The sequence below is a fragment of the Providencia sp. LY12 genome, assembly GCF_057621555.1.
In genome coordinates this window covers 3570140-3593773 of record NZ_CM172594.1, presented here as the reverse complement: position 1 = coordinate 3593773, position 23634 = coordinate 3570140, and the positions used below count along the sequence as shown (strand labels likewise).

Sequence of the window (23634 nt, the reverse complement as noted above, 5' to 3'; positions counted from 1 at the left end):
ATATTAATTCTTATTTGTTTTTACCATAATGGTCATTATTGAAATAAGATGTTACTCGAGATTCGGTTAATTATACTTGTCTATAAGACCTAATGGATGGGTTTTTATTTTAACATTATGATATAACAACGTTTTGTTATCTTTTTTTAACATTTCATCTCCTATTTTTTTAAACAAATTGAAATCAGTATGAAAAGTTAAATAATCTTTTAACTCGTCGCTGAATCGATTTTTCTATCATAAATTTAAAAAAGACCAAATTTCTTATTGGCTCTTGATGAAGATCAAGTGATTAAAAAGCGGTAGGACTAGGATCTCATTTATATTTACACATCAGGTAATTCTAATAAGGTCTCTGCTTATTAGGTGTAATTGGTGAAGCGATTTTGAATACAAATAATACCTAAATTCCTATGCATATTTCTAATATGTGGCGGATTTTATTTATTTTTTGAATGCAAAATCGTAAAGAAAAATAGCCTAATAAATAGGCTCTAAGCCACTCATAATAGGAAATAGAAATGGCAGGAGATAACTCTATTCTTTCTCCCCATGGCATTAATCGCCGTGACTTTATGAAGTTGTGTACAGCGCTTGCTGCGACAATGGGGTTAAGTGGAAAAGCCGCCGCTCAAATGGCTGATGCGGTGAGTGATCCAGAACGTCCACCCGTCATTTGGATTGGTGCTCAAGAGTGTACAGGATGCACAGAATCGTTGCTGTGTGCGACTCACCCAACCCTCGAAAATTTAATTCTCGATACCATTTCTCTCGAATATCACGAAGTTCTCTCTGCGGCTTTTGGTGAGCAGGTTGAAGAGAACAAGCACAATGCTATTGAAAAATATAAAGGTAAGTATGTTTTAGTGGTCGATGGTTCGATTCCACTGAAAGATGATGGCATCTACTGCATGGTGGCCGGAAAACCTATCGTTGAGCATATCCGTATGGCTGCTGAAGGTGCGGCTGCGATTATTGCTATCGGATCTTGCGCTTCTTGGGGTGGGGTTGCTGCGGCTGGGGATAACCCAACAGGCGCGGTTGGCTTAAATGAAGTTATCAAAGATAAAACCGTTATCAACATTCCGGGTTGCCCGCCAAACCCACATAACTTCTTAGCAACAGTTGCCCACCTGATCACTTATAACCGTCCACCAGCGTTGGATAGCAAAAATCGTCCAATGTTCGCGTACGGTCGATTAATTCATGAACACTGTGAACGCCGTCCACACTTTGATGCGGGGCGCTTCGCAAAAGAGTTCGGCGATGCTGGTCACCGTGAAGGTTGGTGTTTATACCATTTAGGCTGTAAAGGGCCAGAAACTTACGGCAACTGTTCAACCTTGCAATTTTGTGACGTTGGCGGCGTGTGGCCAGTGGCAATCGGGCATCCATGCTACGGCTGTAACGAAGAAAATGTGGGCTTCCACAAAGGTATCCACCAATTAGCGAATGTGGAAAACCAAACACCACGTTCCGAAAAACCGGATTTGAATAATAAAGAAGGTGGACAAGTTTCTGCAACTGCCGTGGGGTTAATCGGTGGTGTAGTCGGTCTGGTGGCGGGTGTCAGTGTGATGGCTGTGCGTGAGTTAGGGCGTCAAAAACGTCAAAATGATACCAACTCACGGGGAGAATAACCGTGGATAGACGAAATTTCCTTAAGCTCTCAGCTGGGGGAGCGCTGCTTGCAAGCACCACTTCACCGAGCTTGGCGGGAGCGGAAAATAGGCCGCCAATTCCGAATGCGCTGGGTATGCTGTATGACTCGACACTCTGTGTTGGGTGCCAAGCGTGCGTCACCAAGTGTCAAGATATTAACCATCCTGAGCGCAACCCTGTTGGTCCTCAAACATGGTCAAACAATGACAAACTGACGCCATACACCAACAACGTGATCCAAGTGTGGAGCGATGGCTCAGGCTTGCATAAAGATCAGGAAAAAGATGGCTACGCCTACATTAAAAAACAGTGTATGCACTGCGTTGATCCTAACTGCGTCTCTGTTTGTCCTGTTTCTGCGCTAACCAAAGACCCAAAAACAGGCATCGTGCATTACGACCCAGATATCTGTACGGGTTGTCGTTATTGCATGGTGGGTTGCCCATTCAACATTCCTAAATATGCTTATGACGACAAATTTGGTGCAATTCATAAATGTGAGCTGTGTAACCAAAAAGGCGTAGAGCGCTTAGATAAAGGCGGTTTACCGGGTTGTGTTGAAGTGTGTCCAACAGGCGCGGTGATTTTTGGTACTCGTGAAGAGCTTCTCGCCGAAGCGAAAAAACGTTTATCGCTGAAAGTGGGCGAAGAGTACGGCTTCCCTCGCCAAACTGTTCATCACAATGATCCGAACGTGATGCCAGCACCGAAATACCAGCAGCATATTTACGGTGAGTTGGAAGGTGGTGGTACTCAGGTCATGGTGCTTTCTGGTGTGCCATATCAAAATCTGGGACTGCCAGAGCTAGATGAACTGGCAACCGGTGCACGTTCTGAAAATGTTCAGCACACCTTGTATAAAGGCATGGTTCTGCCTCTTGCGGCGTTAGCGGGACTGAGTTTCTTAGTGTATCGCAATACCAAGAATCATGATTCTCATGACGACAAATCTCATGACCATAAAACGCATGACGACCAAAATCATAAGGACAAGGGGGACGACTCTAATGGCAACGCATGATAAAGAACAGCCGCTAGGTGGGCGTTTAGTCAGTTGGCCAGTGATTGTCTTCGGACCGTTTGTCATCCTGTGCCTGATTTTGATTGTAAAACGTTTAGTGTTTGGTCTGGGTTCAGTCTCTGACCTGAACGGCGGATACCCATGGGGGATCTGGATTGCCTTCGACTTACTGATTGGTACAGGTTTTGCCTGTGGTGGATGGGCGTTGGCGTGGGCAGTATATGTTTTTAACCGCGGTGAATATCACCCGTTAGTACGTCCTGCTCTGTTGGCGAGTCTATTTGGTTACTCTCTCGGTGGTTTGTCTATCACTATCGACGTGGGTCGCTACTGGAACCTGCCTTATTTCTATATTCCGGGGTACTTTAATACCAACTCTGTGCTGTTTGAAACCGCGGTGTGTATGACTATCTACATCGGTGTGATGGCGCTGGAGTTTGCCCCTGCAATTTGTGAACGCTTTAATTGGAAAGTGTCATTAAAACGCCTGAATAAAGTGATGTTTTTCATCATCGCATTGGGTGCGTTACTGCCAATGATGCACCAATCGTCTATGGGTTCACTGATGATTGCCGCAGGGCATAAGGTTCACCCGATTTGGCAAAGCTATGAAATGTTGCCGTTATTATCGCTACTGACCGCCTTTATTATGGGTTTTTCCATTGTGATTTTTGAAGGTTCCTTATTGCAGTCAGCGTTAAAAGGGCAAGGGGCTGATGAACGACCTCTGTTTGTTAAGTTAACCAATATCCTTCAAGTGTTCTTAGTGCTGTTCTTGGTTTGCCGTTTCGGTGAACTGATTTATCGCGGCAAGATGCACTATGTGATGGCGATGGATTTCTACGCCATGATGTTCTGGATTGAGACTGCATTAATGGTGATCCCGCTGATTATCTTCCGTATGCCATCCCTGCGTACTGACTCAAGATGGTTATATATCAGTGGATTAAGCATGTTACTGGGTTCTGCGCTATGGCGTATGAGCTACTCACTGATCGCCTTCAATCCTGGCGGTGGATATGACTATTTCCCAACCGCAGAAGAGATATTAATTTCCATCGGTTTTGTGGCCATCGAGGTGTGCGCATACATCTTGTTAGTTCGCCTATTACCGATTATTCCAGCAATAAAAAAATCTAATTCAAGTCCTTCTCAGGCCCGAGGTAAAGCATGAGCCAACGTATAACTATCGACCCGGTAACTCGTATCGAAGGTCACTTACGCATTGATTGCGAAATCGAAGATGGAAAAGTCACTAAAGCGTGGGCATCCGGCACCATGTGGCGTGGTATGGAAGAGATCGTAAAAGGGAAAGATGCCCGCGATGCATGGATGATCATGCAGCGTATTTGTGGGGTATGTACCACGGTTCACGGGATCATTTCTGTGCGTACTATTGAAAGCGCACTAAATCTTGAAGTGCCTGTTAACGCGCAATATATCCGTAATATGATTTTGGCGGCGCATACTATCCAAGACCATATTGTGCATTTTTATCAGTTATCTGCGCTGGACTGGGTAGACATTACTTCTGCATTAAAAGCTGACCCAACCAAAGCGGCGAATATGCTTAAAGGGGTCTCTACATGGTCGTTAAACAGCCCTGAAGAGTTCACCCGTGTTCAAAACAAAATCAAAGATTTAGTCGCCAGCGGCCAGCTAGGTATTTTTGCTAATGGCTATTGGGGTCACCCTGCGATGAAACTGTCGCCAGAAGTGAACTTAATTGCGGTGGCTCACTACCTGCAAGCGCTGGAATGCCAGCGTGATGCTAACCGTATCGTAGCACTGCTAGGCGGTAAAACACCGCATATTCAAAACTTAGCGGTGGGCGGTGTTGCTAACCCAATCAACCTTGATGGTATTGGTGTACTTAACCTTGAGCGCTTAATGTACGTGAAATCCTTTATTGACCGTTTAGGGGATTTTATTGAACAAGTGTACAAAATCGACGCGGCAGTGATCGCATCGGGTTATCCAGAATGGTTAGAAATGGGTAAAGGCGCCAAACACTATATGTGTGTGCCTGAAATGCCGATGGATAACAAAAATGGCAGCTTCTTGCTACCGGGTGGTTATCTGGAAAATGGGGATTTCAGTACTTATCGCCCAATCACTAGCCACACTGACGAATACCTGATTAACGGTATTAAAGAGAGCAGCAAGCACGCATGGTACAAAGATAACGAACCTCAAGCCCCTTGGGAAGGTACCACAATTCCAGACTACACAGGCTGGGATGATGACGGTAAATACTCTTGGGTTAAAGCGCCAACCTTCTACGACAAAACTGTGGAAGTGGGTCCATTAGCTGACTTGCTGTGCAAACTGGCAGCGAAACATGAGCCAACTGAAAAACACTTTAATGACGTCGTTGGTTTATACCAAACCTTAACAGGCAACACGATCACTAAAGACCAGCTCGAATCAACATTAGGTCGCATTATTGGTCGTACTGTTCGTTGCTGCGTGTTAAACGAAACCTTGTCTATTCAATGGCAAGCGCTGGTGGATAACATCGGTAAAGGCGATCACACCACCTTTATCAAACCAAACTTCCCACAAGATACGGTTATCAAAGGGGTTGGTTTTGGTGAAGTGCCTCGTGGTCTGTTATCCCACTGGGTGGTGGTAAAAGACGGTAAAATTGAAAACTATCAAGCGGTTGTTCCATCTACATGGAACTCGGGTCCACGTAATTTCAATGATGAACCAGGTCCTTATGAGCAAGCGCTAGTCGGAACTACGGTGGCTGATCCATCTAAACCATTGGAAGTCGTTAGAACGATCCACTCCTTCGACCCATGCATGTCTTGTGCGGTGCATATCGTCGATACAGAAGGCTCCGAAGTGACTAAGGTGAAGGTGCTGTAATGCGTATATTAGTCTTAGGTGTTGGCAATATTTTGCTGAGTGATGAAGGTATCGGTGTGCGCATTGTTGAAGCACTCGAAGAACGTTATCACTTACCAGAATGTGTTGAGGTATTGGATGGTGGAACGGCAGGCATGGAGCTGATTGGCGCTATGGCGGATCGTGATCATCTGATTATTGCGGATGTGGTGCTGTCGAGTCAGCAGCCCGGTAGCATTTTGGTACTGCGCGATGCCGAAGTACCCGCGCTGTTTACCCGTAAAATCTCACCCCATCAGTTAGGGCTTTCCGATGTGTTATCGGCGCTGCATCTAACCGATGAGTTTCCAAAGCGTCTGACACTGGTGGGAATTGTGCCTGAGTCGTTAGAACCGAATATCGGTTTAACGGCGACGGGGCAAGCTGCATTAGAGCCTGCACTGCAAAAAGTGATCGAAGTGCTACGCAGTGAAGGGTTAGAGATTATCGCAAAAGAAGAGTGTCTCCATGCCTAATGAATCCATGCCAAAAGAAATCCAAGGTTACTCTCAAAACCCGCAGCCTCTGGTTCAGGCTGCTTTTGAACGAGTCGCTCAGCAATCGATGCATGATTTGTCCTTCTTGCATCCGACAATGGGCATCTATGCCAGTGCATTTTCGTTATTTGAAAATCAATGGGTAGGGGCGGTTATCACCCCTTGGATGTTGAGTGCGATCATCCTGCCGGGTCCTGACCAATATTGGGAGTATCGTGTTGTTGGGGAGAAACTTGGTTTGATTCTCCCTTACGGCGAAATGACATACACCGTTGGGGAACTGGAAGGGCTAACTCAATATTTGGCGTGTTCATTAATGTCGCCATTAGACAGAAAGCTAACTGCAACGCAGGGTGAACATCTGGCTGATGACTGCGCGCGGATGTTGCTCTCTTTACCTGTGACGGATCCTAATGTCCCTAAATCGCCGGAACGTCGCGCTGTGTTCGCTCGTTATCTGGGAGACCAATAATGCATGAAGTCTCTTTATGCCAAAGTGCTGTTGAGATCATTGAACAGCAAGTAAGACAGCATCAGGTGAAAAAGGTGACCGGCGTTTGGTTGGAAATTGGTGCACTCTCTTGCATTGAAGAGAGTGCCCTTCGTTTTTGTTTTGATATCGCGTGCCGCGGAACCGTGGCACACGGTAGTCAATTGCATATCCTGTATCGTCCTGCTCAAGCATGGTGTTGGGATTGTAGTAAAAGTGTTGATGTCCACACTCACGACGCCGCTTGCCCTAAATGTCACGGTTTTAACCTCAAAGTTGAGAACGGTGACAGCCTGCGAATCAAAGAATTAGAAATCGAATAGATTTTTGATCTAAGAACCTTTTGTGTGATTTAGAGCGAAAATTGTGAATTGACCTTGCGGTGAATCAACCTATTTTTCTGATGTTGCACTAAGCTAACTTCATCACTCACTTATGGAGTAATCATTATGTGTAGTACTTGTGGCTGTGCTTCGGGAGAGCGCAGAATTGAAGGTGATGAGCACCAACATCACCATGATCATGACCACCACCATGGACATGATCACCATCACCCTCATGACCATGATCATCACCATGATCACCATTCTCATGGACATGACCATGATCATCATGACCACGACCATCATCACCATGACCACTCTCATGCAGCAGAACATAGTGGTAAAACGGTGATTATTCATCACCATTATTATCATCAAGGTGATGTGAACCACTACTATCAATCTGAGCCCGAAACCTGTGGCGTGAAGATTGAAAAACATAAGCATAAACATAAGCACGAGCATCCGCATTCTCATGATCATAGCCATGAAGCGGAATCCACTTTTGCCCCCGCAGGTGAACACCATGACCTCGATTATGGTCAAGGTGAAGCGGGAACCCATGCGCCGGGTATTAGCCAAAAACGTATGTTACAAATTGAGATGGATGTTCTGGATAAAAACAACCATCTAGCCGAGCACAATCGCGAAGATTTTGTGGCAAAAAATATTTTGGCATTGAATCTCGTTTCAAGCCCCGGCTCCGGTAAAACCACCTTACTGACTGAAACCCTATTGCGTCTGCGTGACAAATTGAACTGCGCGGTGATTGAAGGGGATCAGCAGACTACCAATGATGCTCAGCGTATTCGTGAAACAGGCGTGCCAGCGATTCAAGTGAACACAGGCAAAGGCTGCCACTTAGATGCACAAATGGTGCATGATGCGGTTGACCGTTTAGGTTTGGATGAGAACAGCCTGCTATTTATTGAAAACGTTGGGAACTTAGTCTGCCCAGCAAGTTTTGATCTAGGGGAACGCCATAAAGTTGCGGTGCTATCTGTCACTGAAGGTGAAGACAAACCCTTGAAATACCCGCATATGTTTGCGGCGTCAGACATTATGATCCTCAATAAAATCGACTTACTGCCTTACTTACATTTTGATGTAGAAGCCTGTATTGCCAATGCAAAACGGGTGAATCCGAACATCCAAGTGATCAAAGTCTCTGCCACTAGCGGTGAAGGGATGGATGCTTGGCTAGCATGGCTGGAGACTCAGCTATGTGCTTAGGAATACCGGGTAAAATCGTCGCGGTGGGCGAAGATGTCCACCAATTGGCGCAAGTTGACGTCTGTGGCGTGAAACGTGACGTGAACATTGGGCTGATTTGTGAAGGTGACACGGCAGATCTGCTAGGTCAATGGGTCTTGGTACACGTTGGCTTTGCAATGAGTGTGATTAACGAAGAAGAGGCTCAGGCCACCCTTGATGCGCTAACGGCAATGAGCCAGTTAGACCATGAAGTGGGAGACTTTACAGGGCTAAATTCGGGAGCAACAGATGCAGTACGTCGATGAGTTTCGCGACCCTGCCTTGGCAAAAGCCTTATTGGCGCATATCCGCAAGCGTATTGCGGATATCCCAAGAGCCAAGCAGCGCCCATTACAGTTAATGGAAGTGTGTGGTGGTCACACCCACGCCATCTTCAAATTTGGTATTGACCAGCTTCTTCCTCCTGAAATTGAATTTGTGCACGGACCGGGTTGCCCAGTCTGTGTACTGCCGATGGGACGAATTGATGGCTGCATTGAAATTGCTGAACGTCCTGAAGTGATTTTCTGCACCTATGGCGATGCGATGCGTGTGCCGGGTAAAAATGGCTCTTTGCTGGATGCGAAACGCCGTGGTGCGGATGTGCGGATCGTTTATTCACCCTTAGATGCGCTAAATCTTGCCCAGCAAAATCCTGAACGTGAAGTGGTATTTTTCGGTTTGGGATTTGAAACCACCATGCCGAGTACCGCGCTGACACTACAACAAGCGCGTCTGCGCCAAGTGAAAAACTTTTCGGTATTTTGCCAACATATCACCATTATCCCAACCCTTCGTAGCCTGCTTGAACAGCCTGATGTGCGAATTGATGGCTTCCTTGCGCCGGGGCACGTCAGTATGGTGATTGGCGCCCATCCTTATCAATTCATTACCCAAGAATTCCATAAACCGCTGGTAGTTACAGGGTTTGAACCTCTCGATATTTTGCAATCTCTTGCCATGTTGGTGGATCAAATTGCGGATGGTCGCTGTGAGGTGGAAAACCAATATAAGCGTATCGTGGCGGATGAAGGCAACTTGCTGGCACTGAAAGCCTTGGATGAGGTGTTTGAACTGAAAGCCACCAGTGAGTGGCGCGGATTAGGCGAAATTGCGGGTTCAGGTGTGCAGTTAACCCTTGATTACCAAACCTTTGATGCGGAGCTGCGTTTTAATATCCAGCCTCATCAAGTGTCGGATGACCCTCAAGCACGTTGTGGTGATGTGCTCACGGGGCGCTGTAAACCAAATGAATGCCCGCTGTTTGGGCAACGTTGTACACCACAAACGGCATTTGGCGCGTTGATGGTCTCTTCTGAAGGAGCCTGCGCCGCGTATTACCAATATCGTCGGGAGGCGTAAAATGAGCTCGGATTCTAAAAACGTGGTTACTATGGCTCATGGTAGTGGTGGCTTAGCCATGCAGCAGCTGATTGAACAGCTGTTTTTACAGGCTTTTGCTAACCAAGCTCTCGATGAACGTGAGGATCAAGCGCGCCTTTCTCTCGCTGAAATGACCGCATTAGGTGACCGTTTAGCATTCAGTACCGACAGCTATGTGATTGACCCTATTTTTTTCCCCGGCGGCAATATTGGGAAACTGGCAGTTTGCGGTACGGTGAATGACGTGGCGGTTAGCGGTGCTGTTCCCAAATACCTCTCTTGCGGTTTTATTCTTGAAGAAGGTCTGCCACTGTCAGATTTGCAAACCATTGTGGAATCCATGGCGGCAACCGCTAAAGCGGCGGGAGTGCAGATAGTGACGGGAGATACCAAGGTTGTACAGCGTGGCGCGGCGGATAAAGTGTTTATCAATACTGCGGGTATTGGCGTGATCCCAACCGAAATTCATTGGGGCGCTCAGCAAATTCAAGCGGGAGATAAAGTGATTGTCAGTGGGACACTGGGCGATCATGGTGCGACCATTTTAAACTTGCGTGAACAGCTCGGTTTAGAAGGGCAACTCAGCAGCGATTGCGCGGTTTTAACTCCGATCATTGAGCCTTTACGTGATATTGATGGTGTACGCGCTCTGCGTGATGCCACTCGTGGTGGTGTAAATGCTATTTTGCATGAATTTGCGCAAGCCAGTGGTTGCGGTATTTCCATCAATGAAGGGGATTTACCCGTTTCTTCCGCCGTTCGTGGCGTGTGTGAGTTATTAGGTTTAGAACCCCTTAATTTTGCCAACGAAGGCAAATTAGTGATTGTGGTGAAACCCGATGTGGAACAGCAAGTTTTAGCCGTATTGCGTCAACATCCATTAGGCGTTAATGCCAAAACCATTGGTTATGTGACAGAAAATAAACAGGTGAAGCTGGTGGGTATTTTTGGTGCTTCCCGACTGTTAGATTTGCCGCATAGCGAGCCATTACCTCGAATTTGTTAGTTATTTGTACCCTAAAAACGGTACCTGAAAACGGTACCGAAATGAAAAAATCACCGACTAGAGGGATATATGATTAAAAAATTAGCGGTTGCCATGTGTTTAATGGGATTAACCCTGCAAGCACAAGCGGCTGAGCCCGCATCATCTACACACACTTTACGACTTGCCATTGGCGCAGAACCCACTGAAGGTTTTGACCCAATGTTGGGTTGGAGCCACGGTAGTTACTTGCTCCTGCATAGCCCACTCTTAAAGCAAAAAGCGGATCTTTCTTGGCACAGCTATATGCTCGAAAGCTACACGCACAATGCAGATGGTAAAGAGTGGACGCTGACCTTGAAAAAGGATCTGAAATTCTCAGACGGTTCACCGTTAACCGCTAAAGATGTGGTATTCAGCTACAACAATGCGGCAGCGAGCGGCGGTAAAGTGGATATGGGTAACTTCGCGAAAGCAGAAGAAATCGACCCGCTGACCGTGAAAATTACCTTATCCTCCCCGCAAAGTACCTTTATCAACGTGTTGGGATCGTTAGGGATCGTCTCTGCGGATAAGTATGATGCAAAAACATACGCTCATAACCCGATTGGGGCAGGTCCATACCGTTTAGTCGCATTCCAACCGGGTCAGCAACTGATTGTTGAGCAAAACCCATACTATGCCGGTCCTAAAAATGACTACGGCAAAATGGTGTTTGTATTCCTTGATGAAGACGCCGCATTTGCGGCTGCACAGAGCGCTCAACTTGAAGTTGTACGCATCCCGCCAGCGGTCGCAAGTAATGCAAATAATGTCCCTAACATGAAGCTCATTGAGCGTTACAGCGTGGAAAACCGCGGGATCTCATTCCCAATTCCACCGGCTGGCGAAAAAGATGCTCAGGGCAACCCAATCGGTAACGATATCACTTCCGATGTCGCCATTCGTAAAGCCATAAACTACGCATTAGATCGCAAGCTGTTGGCGGAATCTGTCCTTGAAGGTTTTGCTGTTCCTGCTTATACCGGCGTTGCTGGGTTACCTTGGAATAACCCTAAATCGTCATTCAAAGATGGGGATTTAGACAAAGCCAAAGCCATTTTGGAAGAGGCTGGCTGGAAGCTGAATAAAGACGGTTTAAGAGAGAAAAATGGCAAAGTGGCGAAACTCACTCTGTGGTATGCCAGTGGGGACACAACTCGCCGCGATCTAGCCCAAGCGATCCGCTCAAGCTTAAAACCACTCGGCATCGAGATGGACTTAAAATCGGGTAGTTGGGAAACCGTTGAACTGCATATGCATGCTAACCCAACGCTATTTGGTTGGGGCAGCCTCGACCCAATGGAGTTAGTCCATAACTACAGCAGCAAAGCCGCGGGTGTCGGCTTCTACAATGCGGGTTACTATAAAAACCCAGCGGTGGATGAAATTATCGAAGAAGCGCTACGCCAACCTGACCAAGATGCCGCTATTCCGTTATGGCAACAAGTGGACTGGAATGGCAAAGTGGGCGTTGGTATCCAAGGGGATGCAGCATGGGCTTGGTTGATGAATGTCCAGCATATTTACTTATCGAATCAATGTGTTGATTTAGGTAAAAGTGCCCCTGAAATTCACGGATCTTGGTCTGTGTTGAATAACGTCGATGAATGGAAGTGGACTTGTAAGTAATGCGAACGACCTTTGGGCTTTTATTGCGATTTATCTGTCTGTTAACGGTAACAGCGGTAGGGATTTTTATCCTACTAAGCTACTCGCCGATTGATCCGATCAAAGCCTATATTGGTAATGACTTGATGCATGTGCCCCCAGAGCAATACCCGCTAATTGCGGCGCGATGGGGGCTTGACCAACCGCTTTGGATGCAGTTTTGGCGCTGGTTTTCACAAATGCTTCAAGGGGATTTGGGGTATTCGATGCTGTACAATACCCCAGTTTTACAAGTGATTTCTGACCGGATTGTTCCTTCACTGGCTTTGCTCGGCAGTGCGTGGGTGTTTTCCGGCGTGGTTGGGTTTGGACTTGGGTTAGTGGCGGGTCGCTATTTAAACCGCTGGCCTGATAAAATCATTTCGGCATTTTGTTATTTACTTGCCTCAATTCCCGTCTTTTGGATAGGTTTATTGTTGCTTTCCCTGTTTGCGGTTTCTTTAAAATGGGCACCCATTTGCTGCGCATGGCCGATAGGCCTCGATGAACAGACCGCCACATTCTCACAAAAAATTCAGCATTTGATTTTGCCCGTGATTGCCCTTGGCATGTTGGGCGTGGGCACCATTGCCTTACACACCCGTGCGAAAGTGGCCGAAGTGATGAATAGCGAATTTATTCATTATGCACAAGCGCAAGGGGATAAAGGCTGGTCAATGATGGGCTTCCATGTGCTTAAACACGCTATCACCCCTGCGATTTGCTTGCAGTTTGCCTCTGTCGGCGAGCTTTTTAGTGGCGCATTGTTGGCGGAGAAAGTGTTTGCGTACCCAGGGTTAGGACAAGCCACCATTGATGCTGGATTACGCGGAGATGTGCCATTGTTAATGGGGATTGTGATGCTGTGCGCCGTGCTGATTTTCTTCAGTAATACGATGGCGGATTTGCTATTGAAACGGGTGAATAAGGGAGTGATAAGAGAATCATGACCTATAATCCTAATCGCGCACTGATTAAATTAATCCTTTCATTAAGTTGCCTGATTTTATTAGGTGGCTACGCTTTTTGGTTGCTTTCGTCTGATATTGAAATGAGCTTGCTAGATAGGCGACAGGCGCCGTCATTACTGCACTTATTTGGGACAGATAATTTAGGGCGCGATTTATTTGAGCGTACATTTCAAGGGATTGCTACTAGTTTACAAATTGGTTTAACCGCGTCGATAACCAGCGGCATTATCGCCTTGGTGATGGCGGGGTTATCTTCGCTCAATAAAAGCATGGATTATGTAGTACGCGGTATTATTGATGCGCTCCTTGCTCTACCACATTTACTGCTATTGGTGCTGATCTGCTTTACGCTGGGTGGTGGAAAGATGGGGGTGATTTGGGCGGTGGCATTAACCCACTGGCCTAAACTGACATTAATCTTGCGCTCAGAACTGTTGCGAGTTCAGCAAACCGATTACATCATGCTATCCCATCGTATAGGTAACAGCGCCTTTGAGCGTTTACGTTACCATTATTTACCGATGTTGCTTCCTCAATGGATGGTCGGGACATTATTAATGTTTCCGCATTCCGTGTTACACAGCGCCGCGTTAAGTTTCCTCGGATTTGGGCTCGCACCCCATGAGCCATCACTGGGTATCCTGCTTTCTGAAGCGTTACGTTATTTGAGTACTGGTGCATGGTGGATGGTCGTTTTCCCCGGAGCGGCATTGATGGGGTTAGTTCTACTATTTGACCAATTTGCGAAATCGGCTCAACAATTGTGGTTAAGGGAAGCAACATGCTGAAATTTGAAAATCTGGCCATTGATGTGGCGCAATATCGTTGGTTGGGCAAAAAGCAATGGTCTCCACTACTGCAAGATATTTCGCTAGATATTCAACCTGGTGAAATGGTGGCGCTAATTGGCGGTAGCGGTGAAGGTAAAAGCTTATTACTACAAAGCGCATTAGGATTATTGCCAGAGAATATGCGCTGCAAAGGGAATATCGAACTGAATGGTCAAGCCCTGACGGAGAAAACCAAATCTCAGTATCGCGGGAATTCGTTGTGTTATGTGCCCCAAGGGGTGAGTGCGTTAAATCCATTAATTCAGATTGGTCCTCAGCTCGAACGCGCCGCTGTACTCAGTGGGCAGCATATAAAAATGCACGATGTGGCACGACACCTACAAGAATACAGTTTGCAATCGAGCCTAGTGAATCACTACCCAAGCCAGCTCTCAGGAGGAATGGCAAAAAGGGTATTGGCGAGCAGTGCCACGCTTTCTCGCGCGGAATATATTCTCGCCGATGAGATCTCTTCATGGCTGGATGATGGGCATGCGGTGCAATTACTCGATAATATTAAATCTCTATGTCGTGATGGTCGCGGCGTTCTATGGGTGACTCATGACCTTTCTATGGCGGTGCGTTTCGCCGATCGTGTAGCACTACTGCGTAATGGTGCGCTTGAAGAAGTACTGAGTAGCCAAAAACTCAAACAAGGTGGTGGCGGACAATGGATCCAATCTTTATGGAATGCCCTGCCTGAACATCAATTTATGATGTTGGATGAGTGGAGGTAGCCAGATGCTAGAGATTCAAAATCTGCGTATTGAGCAAGCGGGTAGGACATTGTGGGATAACCTGAATTTGTCATTAGCAGACAATGAACGGTTGGGTATTTCCGCTCCCAGTGGATTTGGGAAAACGACGCTAGGACGTGTGCTGGGTCAGTGGCAACAACCAACACATGGACAAATTTTATTGAATGGTGCGCCAGTTCCCCATCGCGGTTATTGCCCAATCCAGCTAGTCCCCCAGCACCCAGAAAAAAGCTTTAATCCCTATCGTACCGTGGGTTCCAGTGTTCGCGATGCATGGGAACCGGATACCCAATGGTTAGATTACCTTTCTATCAAACCGCAATGGTTAGAACGACGCCCCAGCGAGTTATCGGGCGGAGAACTTGCGCGGGTAGCTTTACTCCGCGCCCTCGATCCTCGAACCAAAGTGCTGATCGCTGATGAGATTACAGCCCAATTAGATGCCCATCTTCAAAAGGAAGTGTGGCAGCATTTGATCCGTATTTCACAGCAACGCCCCCTCGCGATGATTGTTTTTAGCCACAATAAAGCGCTGCTAGAGAAAGTGTGTACCAAGGTGTGGACGGTGGCTGTAACTTAGTCACAGCTGTATTTTATCAACCAAAAATTCAATAAATGCCCGTGTTTTGGCGGGTAGAGTCTGGGTATTGGGATAAAGCAATTGAATGTTTTGTTTTGGTAGCTCGAATTCAGGCAACAACCGCACTAATCGCTGTGCTTTTAAATCTTCTTCAACCAGCCATGCGGGGCAAATAGCCGCACCTAATGAGGCTAATGCCAACTGGCGGATGGTTTCTGCTGAATTGGATTCATATCGGCTGTTTAATAAGGGCAACCCAAACTTTTCGCCGTGACAATTCTGCAGAATATATTGGCTATCTTGCAAATTCAGTAACGAATGTGTGACCCATGGAATATGCGCTAAGTCCTCGATATTCTTAATGGAGCATTGATTGGCAAACTGGGGTGTGGCGACCAAATAAATTGCATATTCTCTGAGCTTACGGGATTTTAATGAGGAGTTTTTTAAATTTCCTAATCGAATCGCAATATCGAGCTTTTCAGCTAATAGGTCATCAAAAGAAGAGTTAAAACTGTATTGTAGGCGTAGTTGAGGGTATTGCCGGCAAAATGCTGGGAGTAAAGGCAAAATATAGCGTTGCCCAAATTCATTGGTTGAAGAGAAACGTAATGTGCCAGTTATGTTGGTTGCTAAATTTTGGCTTCTCTCAAAGGCTTCCTCTATCTGTAATTGAATCCGTTTAAAATCATCATAAAAATATTTCCCCACCTCAGTGAGTGCAATATTGCGGGTATTTCGCACCAATAAGCTGACATTTAATCTCTTTTCAAGCTGTTTAACATCAATACTGACCATCGAACGGCTTAGCTCTAAGATCTCTGCGGCTTTGGTAAATGAACCCGAGTCTACAACTTGAAGAAAGCTGGTAATTTGCTTGAGATTTTTTTGCATAATCCATTCGATTGTTTGATTGTGTTAAACAATGATTTTACTTCCTTTGCATCGACAGGAGAAGGGCTGCACTCTACTCTTGGCGACTGGAGGTAGCTATGTCATACCGTTATCAAATCGCTACAGTATTTCTTCTCGGCTTTTTCATTGATTGTATTAATATTTTTATGTCTACCATTGCATTGCCAGATATCGCTTCGGCATTTTCGGCGAGCCAGTCGATGGTCTCTTGGGTGGCGAATGCCTATATTTTAGGGCTCGTGCTGATTATGCCTGTTAGCCTGTGGTTAGCGGGTCGTTTGGGGGAGCGTAAGCTACTTGCTTACTCAATGCTGCTATTTTCCCTTTCCGTTGGGCTATGTGGATTTAGTGATTCTATTTACAGTTTGATTTTCTGGCGTTTTATTCAGGGAATTGCTGGGGGGTTATTAATTCCAGTTGGGCAGGCTTTAGTGTTTGCACTATTTCCTAATCAAGAGCGTCAAAAGATATCCACGATGATCATGGCGGTTGCTTTAATTGCCCCGGCATTTTCTCCGGCGATTGGTGGCATGATCATTGATTCTCTTTCTTGGCGATGGGTATTCTTTGCAAATCTTCCGTTCTCATTGCTGGCAGCATTGTTGGCTTGGTGCTGGGTAAAATCCAGTGAAAAACAGATACGAGAAAAGCCTGATATTATTGGCTTGCTGTTAGTCAGTTTCAGTTTACTGAGCTTATTGATGTCATTTTCCCTTTATAATGATTACCAAAGTTTAGCCCTCGCATTATTGAGTTTTGCGCTTTCTGCCGCTTTGCTGATTGTATATTTACAGTACGCAAAGAAATGCCGAGCACCGATTTTAAACCTGCAATTACTCAAGAATTATAATTTACGTAATGGTTTTATTGTTTATTACGCGGTGCCGGGAATTTTTACGGGCGTTAATTTACTGAATATTTTTAATCTACAAAATAATATCGGATTTAATGCACAACAAACGGGCATGTTTATGTTGGTATATGCGGCGGGTGCTTTGATTTCCATGGTAACTGGCGGCTATTTTTATCATCGTCTAGGTAAGCGAAGCCTATTTATTGCGGGTATCGTTGTGCATAGCATTGGGATCTTGACTCTGTTTTGGGTCGATAACCAAAGCCAATTAATGTTGCTCATTATGGCTTATTTATTAATGGGAACAGGCGGTGGGATCAGTGCGAATACTGCGCAAATTAGTGCATTAATAGACTTTAAAGATAAGGATTTATTGCAAGGTAGTGTGTTGTGGAATATTAACCGTCAGGTGGCTTTTAGTGTGGGAACGGTGGTATTAATTTCCCTCTTTAACCTTGTTTCATTTTCTTCAGAGTTAGTTCGTTATCAATATACGTTTTTCATTGCAGCTATTCTGGGGCTGCTATCGTTAATTTCAGTTATTAAGGGAAAATAGATGGACGCTAAAATGTCGCTGGCAGTACAAAGTGTAATTGATTTACATGTGGTCATTGAGGATGTATTTACAGGGCGCAATCAGGGTGAGAGTTTACCGCTTTTACTGAATAGCTTTGATCCGGATTTTAAAATGGTCACGATCCAAGGACAGGGGATCGCCCACAAAGATGTCATTGCGTTGTTTAGTCAACTTGCTGGCAAAAAGCCTCATTTGACCATCACAATTCAGAATATAGTGCCAATACAGCAGTTAGGAAGTGATTGCTGGATACAGTACCAAGAATTGCAGACCAATGAAGGCGTTTCGTCGTTACGAATTTCAACTGCATGTATTCATGTTGAAAATGAAAAGTGCACTTGGAAATACCTGCATGAAACACCAGTAAAATAACCTAAGTTTTGAAAGAATAGTTACTTAGTGGAATATGAAACGGTCAATAGACCGTTTTTTATGGTTAGCTAACAAAGAATTCTTCATTTTAATTACAAATGATTTTTATTCTCAATATTGATTGACCGTCGGTCAGTTGCGATCTAACATGCGGAAAAGATCGAAAATGGGAATAAGAGAATGAAACGAATTTTTTTGATTATCGCGGTGTGCTTGGGAACGTTTATGGCGACGCTTGATATCAGCATTGTGAATGTCGCTCTCCCTGCAATAGGGCAAGAACTTTCCACTAATCTGTCAATGTTACAATGGGTTATAGATGCCTATGCATTGTGCTTATCGGCATTGATTCTCTCCGTTGGGCCTTTAAGCGATCGTTATGGACGTAAGAGAGTGTGGTTAGTGGGGATCGCAATATTCACATTGGGATCGTTGATTTGTGCTTTGGCATCAAATATCCAATGGCTGCTATTTGGACGAGCCGTCCAAGGCATTGCTGCCGCAGCCCTGATCCCTGGGGCGTTATCTATTATTACGCAGGCATTTAGTAATGACATTGAGCGAATTAAAGTCATTGGTATTTGGTCGGCAGTTAGCGCGTTATCACTGATCATTGGCCCTATCTTAGGTGGTTTTCTAGTGGATACCTTTGATTGGACAACCATCTTTATCATTAATATTCCGATCGGTTTACTGACCTTGGTATTAGGCTGGTTAGGGATCACGGAAAGTGCTGATCCTGATAAAGCGGCGTTGGATCCGGTTGGTCAGTTGCTGAATATTGTTGCCCTTGGTGGGCTCACGTATGGGTTAATTGAAGCGGGGGAGCTGGGTTGGGATAACTCATGGACTCTGGGAAGTTTAGCGCTTGGCGCTGTGGCATTATTGGGGTTTGTTGCCGTGGAGCTGAAGGCGGCTCGCCCTTTATTACCATTGTATCTATTCAAGAAAAATCCTGGTTTTTTTCAATATAATATAGCGTCATTTGCCCTTGGGTTTGCTACCTACAGTAATGTATTTTTTATCGCGCTGTTCTTACAGAAAGGGCAAGGTTGGGGGGCGTTTGAAGCGGGCTTGCGAATGGCGCCAGAATTTATCGCCATGGCGCTGTTTTCATTTAGTTTTGGTCGGCTTTCCGGGCGATACAGTGTCCGTAACATTATGATTATTGGCTTCTTGCTGATTGCCCTGTCATCCATGTTATTGACGCGAGTGAATGCGGATACCGACTATTTTCTTATTGCTGTGACGTTACTTATTTTGGGGGCGGGCATGGGAATGGCGACGCCGGCAATAGGTGCATTGGTGATGTCGAGTGTTGAAAAAGCCTATTCAGGGATAGCATCTGCAGTGATGAATGCATTGAGACAAACGGGCATGACTCTGGGTATTGCCCTGTTGGGAACGCTAATGACTCACCGAGCAGTCGATTTACTGTTGAGTAATCAACAGATTAATACTCAGCTTTCTACTGAACAGATTATCGAACTCGTTAACCAACATGGACATATTTCATCGACGATGATTGAGCAAGCAACGCGCTCAGCCTTTGTTTCGGGGTTTAACTTGGCGATGTTCGGTGGAGCATTGGCCATTTTGCTTTCATTAGCGTTAATGCTTAAACGCCAGCAAAAAATTAAGTGTGAGTGATAGGTAAAAAAACACCTGCCGAAGCAGGTGTTTGGTTTTGTAGACTTGAAGACGTTGTAGCTTATTCGTCTAAGAAGCTGCGCAGAACTTCTGAGCGGCTAGGGTGACGTAATTTACGCAGCGCTTTCGCTTCAATCTGACGGATACGCTCACGGGTAACATCAAACTGTTTGCCCACTTCCTCTAAGGTGTGGTCAGTGTTCATGTCGATACCGAAACGCATACGCAGGACTTTCGCTTCACGCGCGGTTAAGCCAGCCAGAACCTCATGAGTTGCCGAACGTAAGCTTTCTGACGTTGCAGAATCTAACGGTAACTCTAATGTGGTATCTTCAATGAAATCGCCTAAATGTGAATCTTCATCATCACCGATTGGCGTTTCCATAGAGATTGGCTCTTTCGCAATCTTCAGTACTTTACGAATTTTATCTTCCGGCATTAGCATGCGTTCTGCCAGTTCTTCTGGCGATGGTTCACGACCCATCTCTTGCAGCATTTGACGAGAGATACGGTTCAGTTTGTTGATGGTCTCAATCATGTGAACCGGAATACGGATTGTACGTGCTTGGTCAGCGATAGAACGGGTAATAGCCTGACGGATCCACCATGTTGCATAAGTTGAGAACTTATAACCACGGCGGTATTCAAACTTATCAACCGCTTTCATCAGACCGATGTTACCTTCTTGAATCAAATCAAGGAATTGCAGACCACGGTTGGTGTATTTCTTCGCGATAGAAATAACCAGACGTAAGTTTGCTTCAACCATCTCTTTCTTCGCACGACGAGCCTTAGCTTCACCGATAGACATGCGACGGTTGATGTCTTTAACCTGTTCAATTGTCAGGCCAGTTTCTTCTTCGATTTGACGCAGTCTTTGCAGACAACGCAGAACTTCTTCTTCCACTTCCAGCAGTTTTTCAGACCACGGCTTGTTCATCGCTTTTGCTGCGGTTAACCAAGTCTCGCTGGTTTCGTTGCCACTGAATAAGGTAATGAAGTTCTTCTTAGGCATTTTGCACTGTTCAACACACAGTTTCATGATGGTACGTTCTTGCATACGAACGCGGTCCATCATTTCACGCATGTTGTTGACCAGATAGTCAAACTGCTTAGGTACTAAACGGAACTCTTTGAAAACTTCGGACAATTGCTCAATAGCTGCCGCAGTTTTCGCATCGCTACGACCATATTGTTTAATATGGGTGCGAGTTTTTTCATATTGTTCGCGAAGATCAGAGAATTTCTGACGCGCTAACTCAGGATCGATGCTGTTATCGTCATCGCTATCGCTGTCATCGCCGTCTTCATCTTCGTCGTCTTCGTCGTCTTTATCTAACTCTTCTTGTGGAAGTTCAGAACCTACGTGGGTTGCTGTAGGGGCTAAATCTTCTTCCGCATTTGGGTCAACGAACCCAGTGATGAGGTCAGATAAGCGGCTTTCGCCAGCTTCGACGCGGTCATACTGTTCAAGTAAGTAGGTGATAGCCTCAGGGTATTCAGCAACAGAGCACTGAACCTGATTGATACCATCTTCGATACGTTTTGCGATGTCGATCTCACCTTCACGGGTAAGAAGTTCGACAGTTCCCATTTCACGCATATACATGCGCACTGGGTCAGTGGTACGGCCGATTTCACTTTCAACACTGGACAATACTTGAGCTGCAGCTTCAGCCGCATCTTCATCCGTGTCGGAAGTATTTTCAGCCAAAATTAAATCATCGGCATCAGGTGCTTCTTCCATGACTTGGATGCCCATGTCATTAATCATCTGGATGATATCTTCAATCTGATCTGAATCGACGATATCTTCCGGCAGATGGTCGTTTACCTCAGCATAGGTTAAATAACCTTGCTCTTTACCCTTGGTGACGAGTAGCTTAAGCTGTGACTGCGGGTTTTGCTCCATAAGACGGTATCCACACTTCTGAGTATTTAAATTGGTGTCGGTCGGCGAAACTAACGGCCAACAAGAACATTTAAAGGGACATTTGACTACGCGCTACGCCCTTTATATTTCGTAGCATTTACAGGCATTTGCCTTGTTATTTGCGGCACTTAAGCCGTTTTATATACTATTTTTTGGATGCTTTAAGTTTTCACTCGTGAAAGAGTGATTAGACGGACTTCTTCGCGCTCTTCAGGTGTCAGCCTTTGTGTTCGTTCTTTCGCTATCAGATAGTCGAAACGCTCATCGAGGGCGCTATTAAATAGATGATTTAGAGCATCTATAAAGGTATTTTCCGCTATTTCCTCTATTTCTATATCGTTCCATGTTGCGAGTTTTTCAAGTTGTTTCGCGAAATTATTATCACGATAACGTTCTAGCAACTGCCCAGTGGTCATTCCGGGGGTGGAACGGCAAACTTCAACCAATTCCTGAAATAGAGAAAGCCCCGGCATTTGGATATGGGCAATTCCCTCTAGCGAGGGAACAAGCTCCGAAAAGTTCGGATTTTGCACCAACAACGCGATAAGTATGCGCATTGTTGTTGGTTTCAGTTTGGGTGCCTGATAGTTAACTGGCTCAGTACTCTCTCTATCAATCATAGCAAGAACTTGGGAAATATCCGGTATACCAATGAAATTTCCTAGCTCTTGTGCCATATAAAGACGTAGAGTTTCACCCGGAATCTGTTTTATCAATGGGATAGCAAGTTTACTAATTTTTGCTCGACCCTCTTGGGTTTTTAAATCCACTTGGGGAACTAAAGAGTCAAACAAAAAGGTGGAAAGACTTTGCGCATTTTCCATGCGTTGCTCAAAGGCGTCTTTTCCTTCTTTGCGTACCAATGAATCTGGGTCTTCGCCATCAGGCAAAAACATAAAACGGAGTTGGCGACCATCGGTCAGATAAGGAAGGGCGTTTTCAAGTGCGCGCCAAGCGGCTTCTCTTCCTGCTCTATCTCCGTCATAACAGCAAATTACCGTGTCTGTTGAGCGATAGAGCAATTGAATATGCTCAGAGGTTGTAGAGGTGCCAAGTGATGCAACCGCATAGCGGATGTCATACTGTGCGAGTGCTACAACGTCCATATAGCCTTCAACAACAAGTAATTTTGCAAGCTCACTACTATTTTGCGTGGCTTCATAAAGGCCAAAAAGTTGGCGACCTTTATGGAATATATCGGTTTCTGGGGAGTTTAAATATTTTGGCAATGCATCGCCTAACACCCGTCCACCAAATGCAATTACGCGACCGCGACGATCCCGAATCGGGAACATGACCCGCTCTCTAAAGCGATCATAAACGCGACCATTATCATTAGTGACCAGCATGCCCGCTTCATCAAGTTGCTGACGGCTTTCTGGGTTCACGGCAAATTTCTTGAGAAGGTTGTCCCAGCCTCCGGGCGCAAAACCAATCGAAAAATGCGAGATAATATCTGCACTTAAACCACGTTGGCTTAAATAATCTTTGGCTTTATTGGCCGATGGATGATTTAAGGCAGCGCAGTAAAACTGATTTATTTTTTCCATCAATTGGTACAAATTTTGACGCTGATGGAGTTCAATTTGGCTGGTTCCGGTTCCTTTTTCGTAAGGAACATCCAGACCATGTAATGCGGATAACTCTTCTATCGCTTCGACAAAATCTAATTTGTCGTAATTCATCAGAAAATCGATGGCGTTACCATGGGCACCACAACCAAAACAATAGTAAAACTGTCTCTCACCATTGACAGTAAATGATGGTGTTTTTTCGTTATGAAAAGGACAGCAAGCGTGATGGTTCTTACCCTGTTTTTTTAACGGGACTTTTGCATCGACTAAATCAATGATATCGGTACGAGCGAGTAAGTCATTGATAAATGAACGCGGAATTCGTCCAGCCATAAGCCTCTTTTTCGCCTGTTGATGAACGATAATAAGCCGCGCTTCCGTTAGGAAAGCACGGCCTTTAACTGCTAACTACTTACTTGTCTGTA

Annotated in this window: 22 protein-coding genes; 19 read left to right on the top strand and 3 right to left on the bottom strand. The window is 45.5% G+C overall.

Annotated features, from left to right (window positions below; all coding sequences use genetic code 11):
* The first annotated feature begins 521 nt into the window (after nucleotides 1–521).
* From hybO to ACY3ZI_RS17005, 16 genes are all read left to right on the top strand, one after another.
* Entirely contained in the window at nucleotides 522–1640 is a 1119-nt protein-coding gene (gene hybO / locus ACY3ZI_RS17080) for a hydrogenase 2 small subunit (protein ID WP_036956217.1), read from the top strand.
* A gap of 2 nt (nucleotides 1641–1642) precedes the next feature.
* A complete protein-coding gene (gene hybA / locus ACY3ZI_RS17075) occupies nucleotides 1643–2683 on the top strand; it encodes a hydrogenase 2 operon protein HybA (RefSeq protein WP_211887402.1) in 1041 nt (346 codons plus the stop codon).
* Entirely contained in the window at nucleotides 2670–3857 is a 1188-nt protein-coding gene (hybB, locus tag ACY3ZI_RS17070; RefSeq protein ID WP_036956223.1) for a Ni/Fe-hydrogenase cytochrome b subunit, read from the top strand. Before hybA ends, hybB begins: the two co-directional genes overlap by 14 nt.
* Nucleotides 3854–5557: a hydrogenase 2 large subunit gene (gene hybC / locus ACY3ZI_RS17065; RefSeq protein ID WP_211887404.1), complete on the top strand. Its 1704-nt coding sequence runs from the start codon at nucleotides 3854–3856 to the stop codon at nucleotides 5555–5557. Before hybB ends, hybC begins: the two co-directional genes overlap by 4 nt.
* Nucleotides 5557–6051 carry a HyaD/HybD family hydrogenase maturation endopeptidase gene (locus ACY3ZI_RS17060; protein ID WP_154627706.1) on the top strand — a complete coding sequence of 165 codons (495 nt, stop codon included), beginning with the start codon at nucleotides 5557–5559 and terminating at the stop codon, nucleotides 6049–6051. Before hybC ends, ACY3ZI_RS17060 begins: the two co-directional genes overlap by 1 nt.
* Nucleotides 6052–6058: 7 nt before the next feature.
* Nucleotides 6059–6544, top strand: coding sequence for a hydrogenase-2 assembly chaperone (gene hybE, locus ACY3ZI_RS17055; RefSeq protein WP_211887540.1), 486 nt, complete (start codon nucleotides 6059–6061; stop codon nucleotides 6542–6544).
* Nucleotides 6544–6885: a hydrogenase maturation nickel metallochaperone HypA gene (gene hypA, locus ACY3ZI_RS17050; protein WP_211887405.1), complete on the top strand. Its 342-nt coding sequence runs from the start codon at nucleotides 6544–6546 to the stop codon at nucleotides 6883–6885. Before hybE ends, hypA begins: the two co-directional genes overlap by 1 nt.
* Before the next feature lie 126 nt (nucleotides 6886–7011).
* A complete protein-coding gene (gene hypB, locus ACY3ZI_RS17045; protein WP_211887407.1) occupies nucleotides 7012–8118 on the top strand; it encodes a hydrogenase nickel incorporation protein HypB in 1107 nt (368 codons plus the stop codon).
* Nucleotides 8109–8405, top strand: coding sequence for a hydrogenase maturation factor HybG (hybG, locus tag ACY3ZI_RS17040; protein WP_036956233.1), 297 nt, complete (start codon nucleotides 8109–8111; stop codon nucleotides 8403–8405). The genes hypB and hybG overlap by 10 nt, the downstream gene beginning before the upstream one ends.
* Complete coding sequence (gene hypD, locus ACY3ZI_RS17035) at nucleotides 8389–9501, top strand: hydrogenase formation protein HypD (RefSeq protein ID WP_487375567.1); 1113 nt, start codon at nucleotides 8389–8391, stop codon at nucleotides 9499–9501. The genes hybG and hypD overlap by 17 nt, the downstream gene beginning before the upstream one ends.
* 1 nt (nucleotide 9502) lies before the next feature.
* Nucleotides 9503–10528 carry a hydrogenase expression/formation protein HypE gene (gene hypE / locus ACY3ZI_RS17030; protein WP_211887409.1) on the top strand — a complete coding sequence of 342 codons (1026 nt, stop codon included), beginning with the start codon at nucleotides 9503–9505 and terminating at the stop codon, nucleotides 10526–10528.
* 69 nt (nucleotides 10529–10597) lie between these two features.
* On the top strand, nucleotides 10598–12178 hold the full coding sequence (locus tag ACY3ZI_RS17025; RefSeq protein WP_487375566.1) for an ABC transporter substrate-binding protein: 1581 nt from the start codon (nucleotides 10598–10600) through the stop codon (nucleotides 12176–12178).
* Nucleotides 12178–13146, top strand: coding sequence for an ABC transporter permease (locus tag ACY3ZI_RS17020; protein WP_211887413.1), 969 nt, complete (start codon nucleotides 12178–12180; stop codon nucleotides 13144–13146). Before ACY3ZI_RS17025 ends, ACY3ZI_RS17020 begins: the two co-directional genes overlap by 1 nt.
* On the top strand, nucleotides 13143–13955 hold the full coding sequence (locus ACY3ZI_RS17015) for an ABC transporter permease (protein WP_211887415.1): 813 nt from the start codon (nucleotides 13143–13145) through the stop codon (nucleotides 13953–13955). Before ACY3ZI_RS17020 ends, ACY3ZI_RS17015 begins: the two co-directional genes overlap by 4 nt.
* Nucleotides 13949–14734, top strand: coding sequence for an ATP-binding cassette domain-containing protein (locus ACY3ZI_RS17010; protein ID WP_211887417.1), 786 nt, complete (start codon nucleotides 13949–13951; stop codon nucleotides 14732–14734). The genes ACY3ZI_RS17015 and ACY3ZI_RS17010 overlap by 7 nt, the downstream gene beginning before the upstream one ends.
* Before the next feature lie 4 nt (nucleotides 14735–14738).
* Nucleotides 14739–15335 (top strand): ATP-binding cassette domain-containing protein, encoded by a 597-nt coding sequence (locus ACY3ZI_RS17005; protein WP_211887419.1) that lies wholly within the window; start codon nucleotides 14739–14741, stop codon nucleotides 15333–15335.
* Here ACY3ZI_RS17005 and ACY3ZI_RS17000 read toward each other — a convergent pair whose 3' ends face one another.
* Entirely contained in the window at nucleotides 15336–16229 is an 894-nt protein-coding gene (locus ACY3ZI_RS17000) for a LysR family transcriptional regulator (RefSeq protein ID WP_211887421.1), read from the bottom strand.
* A gap of 98 nt (nucleotides 16230–16327) precedes the next feature.
* On the opposite strand from ACY3ZI_RS17000, the gene ACY3ZI_RS16995 reads away from it, so the two are divergent.
* The 3 genes from ACY3ZI_RS16995 (at nucleotide 16328) to ACY3ZI_RS16985 (ending at nucleotide 19702) form a co-directional block, all read left to right on the top strand.
* Nucleotides 16328–17659: an MFS transporter gene (locus ACY3ZI_RS16995; RefSeq protein WP_211887423.1), complete on the top strand. Its 1332-nt coding sequence runs from the start codon at nucleotides 16328–16330 to the stop codon at nucleotides 17657–17659.
* Nucleotides 17660–18052 (top strand): hypothetical protein, encoded by a 393-nt coding sequence (locus ACY3ZI_RS16990; protein WP_211887424.1) that lies wholly within the window; start codon nucleotides 17660–17662, stop codon nucleotides 18050–18052. It abuts the gene before it with no gap.
* 180 nt (nucleotides 18053–18232) lie between these two features.
* A complete protein-coding gene (locus ACY3ZI_RS16985) occupies nucleotides 18233–19702 on the top strand; it encodes an MFS transporter (RefSeq protein WP_487375565.1) in 1470 nt (489 codons plus the stop codon).
* A gap of 61 nt (nucleotides 19703–19763) precedes the next feature.
* Here the strand turns inward: ACY3ZI_RS16985 and rpoD are convergent, their stop codons facing one another.
* Both rpoD and dnaG read right to left on the bottom strand, forming a co-directional pair.
* Complete coding sequence (rpoD, locus tag ACY3ZI_RS16980) at nucleotides 19764–21614, bottom strand: RNA polymerase sigma factor RpoD (protein ID WP_487375564.1); 1851 nt, start codon at nucleotides 21612–21614, stop codon at nucleotides 19764–19766.
* A 182-nt stretch (nucleotides 21615–21796) separates the two neighbouring features.
* Nucleotides 21797–23542 (bottom strand): DNA primase, encoded by a 1746-nt coding sequence (gene dnaG / locus ACY3ZI_RS16975; RefSeq protein WP_487375563.1) that lies wholly within the window; start codon nucleotides 23540–23542, stop codon nucleotides 21797–21799.
* Between the last annotated feature and the right edge of the window lie 92 nt (nucleotides 23543–23634).

Bases quoted from the DNA above. Each gene is read 5' to 3' on its own strand.
- hybO (WP_036956217.1), top strand. From the start codon at position 522: ATGGCAGGAGATAACTCTATTCTTTCTCCCCATGGCATTAATCGCCGT.
- hybB (WP_036956223.1), top strand. From the start codon at position 2,670: ATGGCAACGCATGATAAAGAACAGCCGCTAGGTGGGCGTTTAGTCAGT.
- hybC (WP_211887404.1), top strand. From the start codon at position 3,854: ATGAGCCAACGTATAACTATCGACCCGGTAACTCGTATCGAAGGTCAC.
- ACY3ZI_RS17060 (WP_154627706.1), top strand. From the start codon at position 5,557: ATGCGTATATTAGTCTTAGGTGTTGGCAATATTTTGCTGAGTGATGAA.
- hybE (WP_211887540.1), top strand. From the start codon at position 6,059: ATGCCAAAAGAAATCCAAGGTTACTCTCAAAACCCGCAGCCTCTGGTT.
- hypA (WP_211887405.1), top strand. From the start codon at position 6,544: ATGCATGAAGTCTCTTTATGCCAAAGTGCTGTTGAGATCATTGAACAG.
- hypB (WP_211887407.1), top strand. From the start codon at position 7,012: ATGTGTAGTACTTGTGGCTGTGCTTCGGGAGAGCGCAGAATTGAAGGT.
- hybG (WP_036956233.1), top strand. From the start codon at position 8,109: ATGTGCTTAGGAATACCGGGTAAAATCGTCGCGGTGGGCGAAGATGTC.
- hypD (WP_487375567.1), top strand. From the start codon at position 8,389: ATGCAGTACGTCGATGAGTTTCGCGACCCTGCCTTGGCAAAAGCCTTA.
- hypE (WP_211887409.1), top strand. From the start codon at position 9,503: ATGAGCTCGGATTCTAAAAACGTGGTTACTATGGCTCATGGTAGTGGT.
- ACY3ZI_RS17025 (WP_487375566.1), top strand. From the start codon at position 10,598: ATGATTAAAAAATTAGCGGTTGCCATGTGTTTAATGGGATTAACCCTG.
- ACY3ZI_RS17020 (WP_211887413.1), top strand. From the start codon at position 12,178: ATGCGAACGACCTTTGGGCTTTTATTGCGATTTATCTGTCTGTTAACG.
- ACY3ZI_RS17015 (WP_211887415.1), top strand. From the start codon at position 13,143: ATGACCTATAATCCTAATCGCGCACTGATTAAATTAATCCTTTCATTA.
- ACY3ZI_RS17010 (WP_211887417.1), top strand. From the start codon at position 13,949: ATGCTGAAATTTGAAAATCTGGCCATTGATGTGGCGCAATATCGTTGG.
- ACY3ZI_RS17005 (WP_211887419.1), top strand. From the start codon at position 14,739: ATGCTAGAGATTCAAAATCTGCGTATTGAGCAAGCGGGTAGGACATTG.
- ACY3ZI_RS17000 (WP_211887421.1), bottom strand. From the start codon at position 16,229: ATGCAAAAAAATCTCAAGCAAATTACCAGCTTTCTTCAAGTTGTAGAC.
- ACY3ZI_RS16995 (WP_211887423.1), top strand. From the start codon at position 16,328: ATGTCATACCGTTATCAAATCGCTACAGTATTTCTTCTCGGCTTTTTC.
- ACY3ZI_RS16990 (WP_211887424.1), top strand. From the start codon at position 17,660: ATGGACGCTAAAATGTCGCTGGCAGTACAAAGTGTAATTGATTTACAT.
- ACY3ZI_RS16985 (WP_487375565.1), top strand. From the start codon at position 18,233: ATGAAACGAATTTTTTTGATTATCGCGGTGTGCTTGGGAACGTTTATG.
- rpoD (WP_487375564.1), bottom strand. From the start codon at position 21,614: ATGGAGCAAAACCCGCAGTCACAGCTTAAGCTACTCGTCACCAAGGGT.
- dnaG (WP_487375563.1), bottom strand. From the start codon at position 23,542: ATGGCTGGACGAATTCCGCGTTCATTTATCAATGACTTACTCGCTCGT.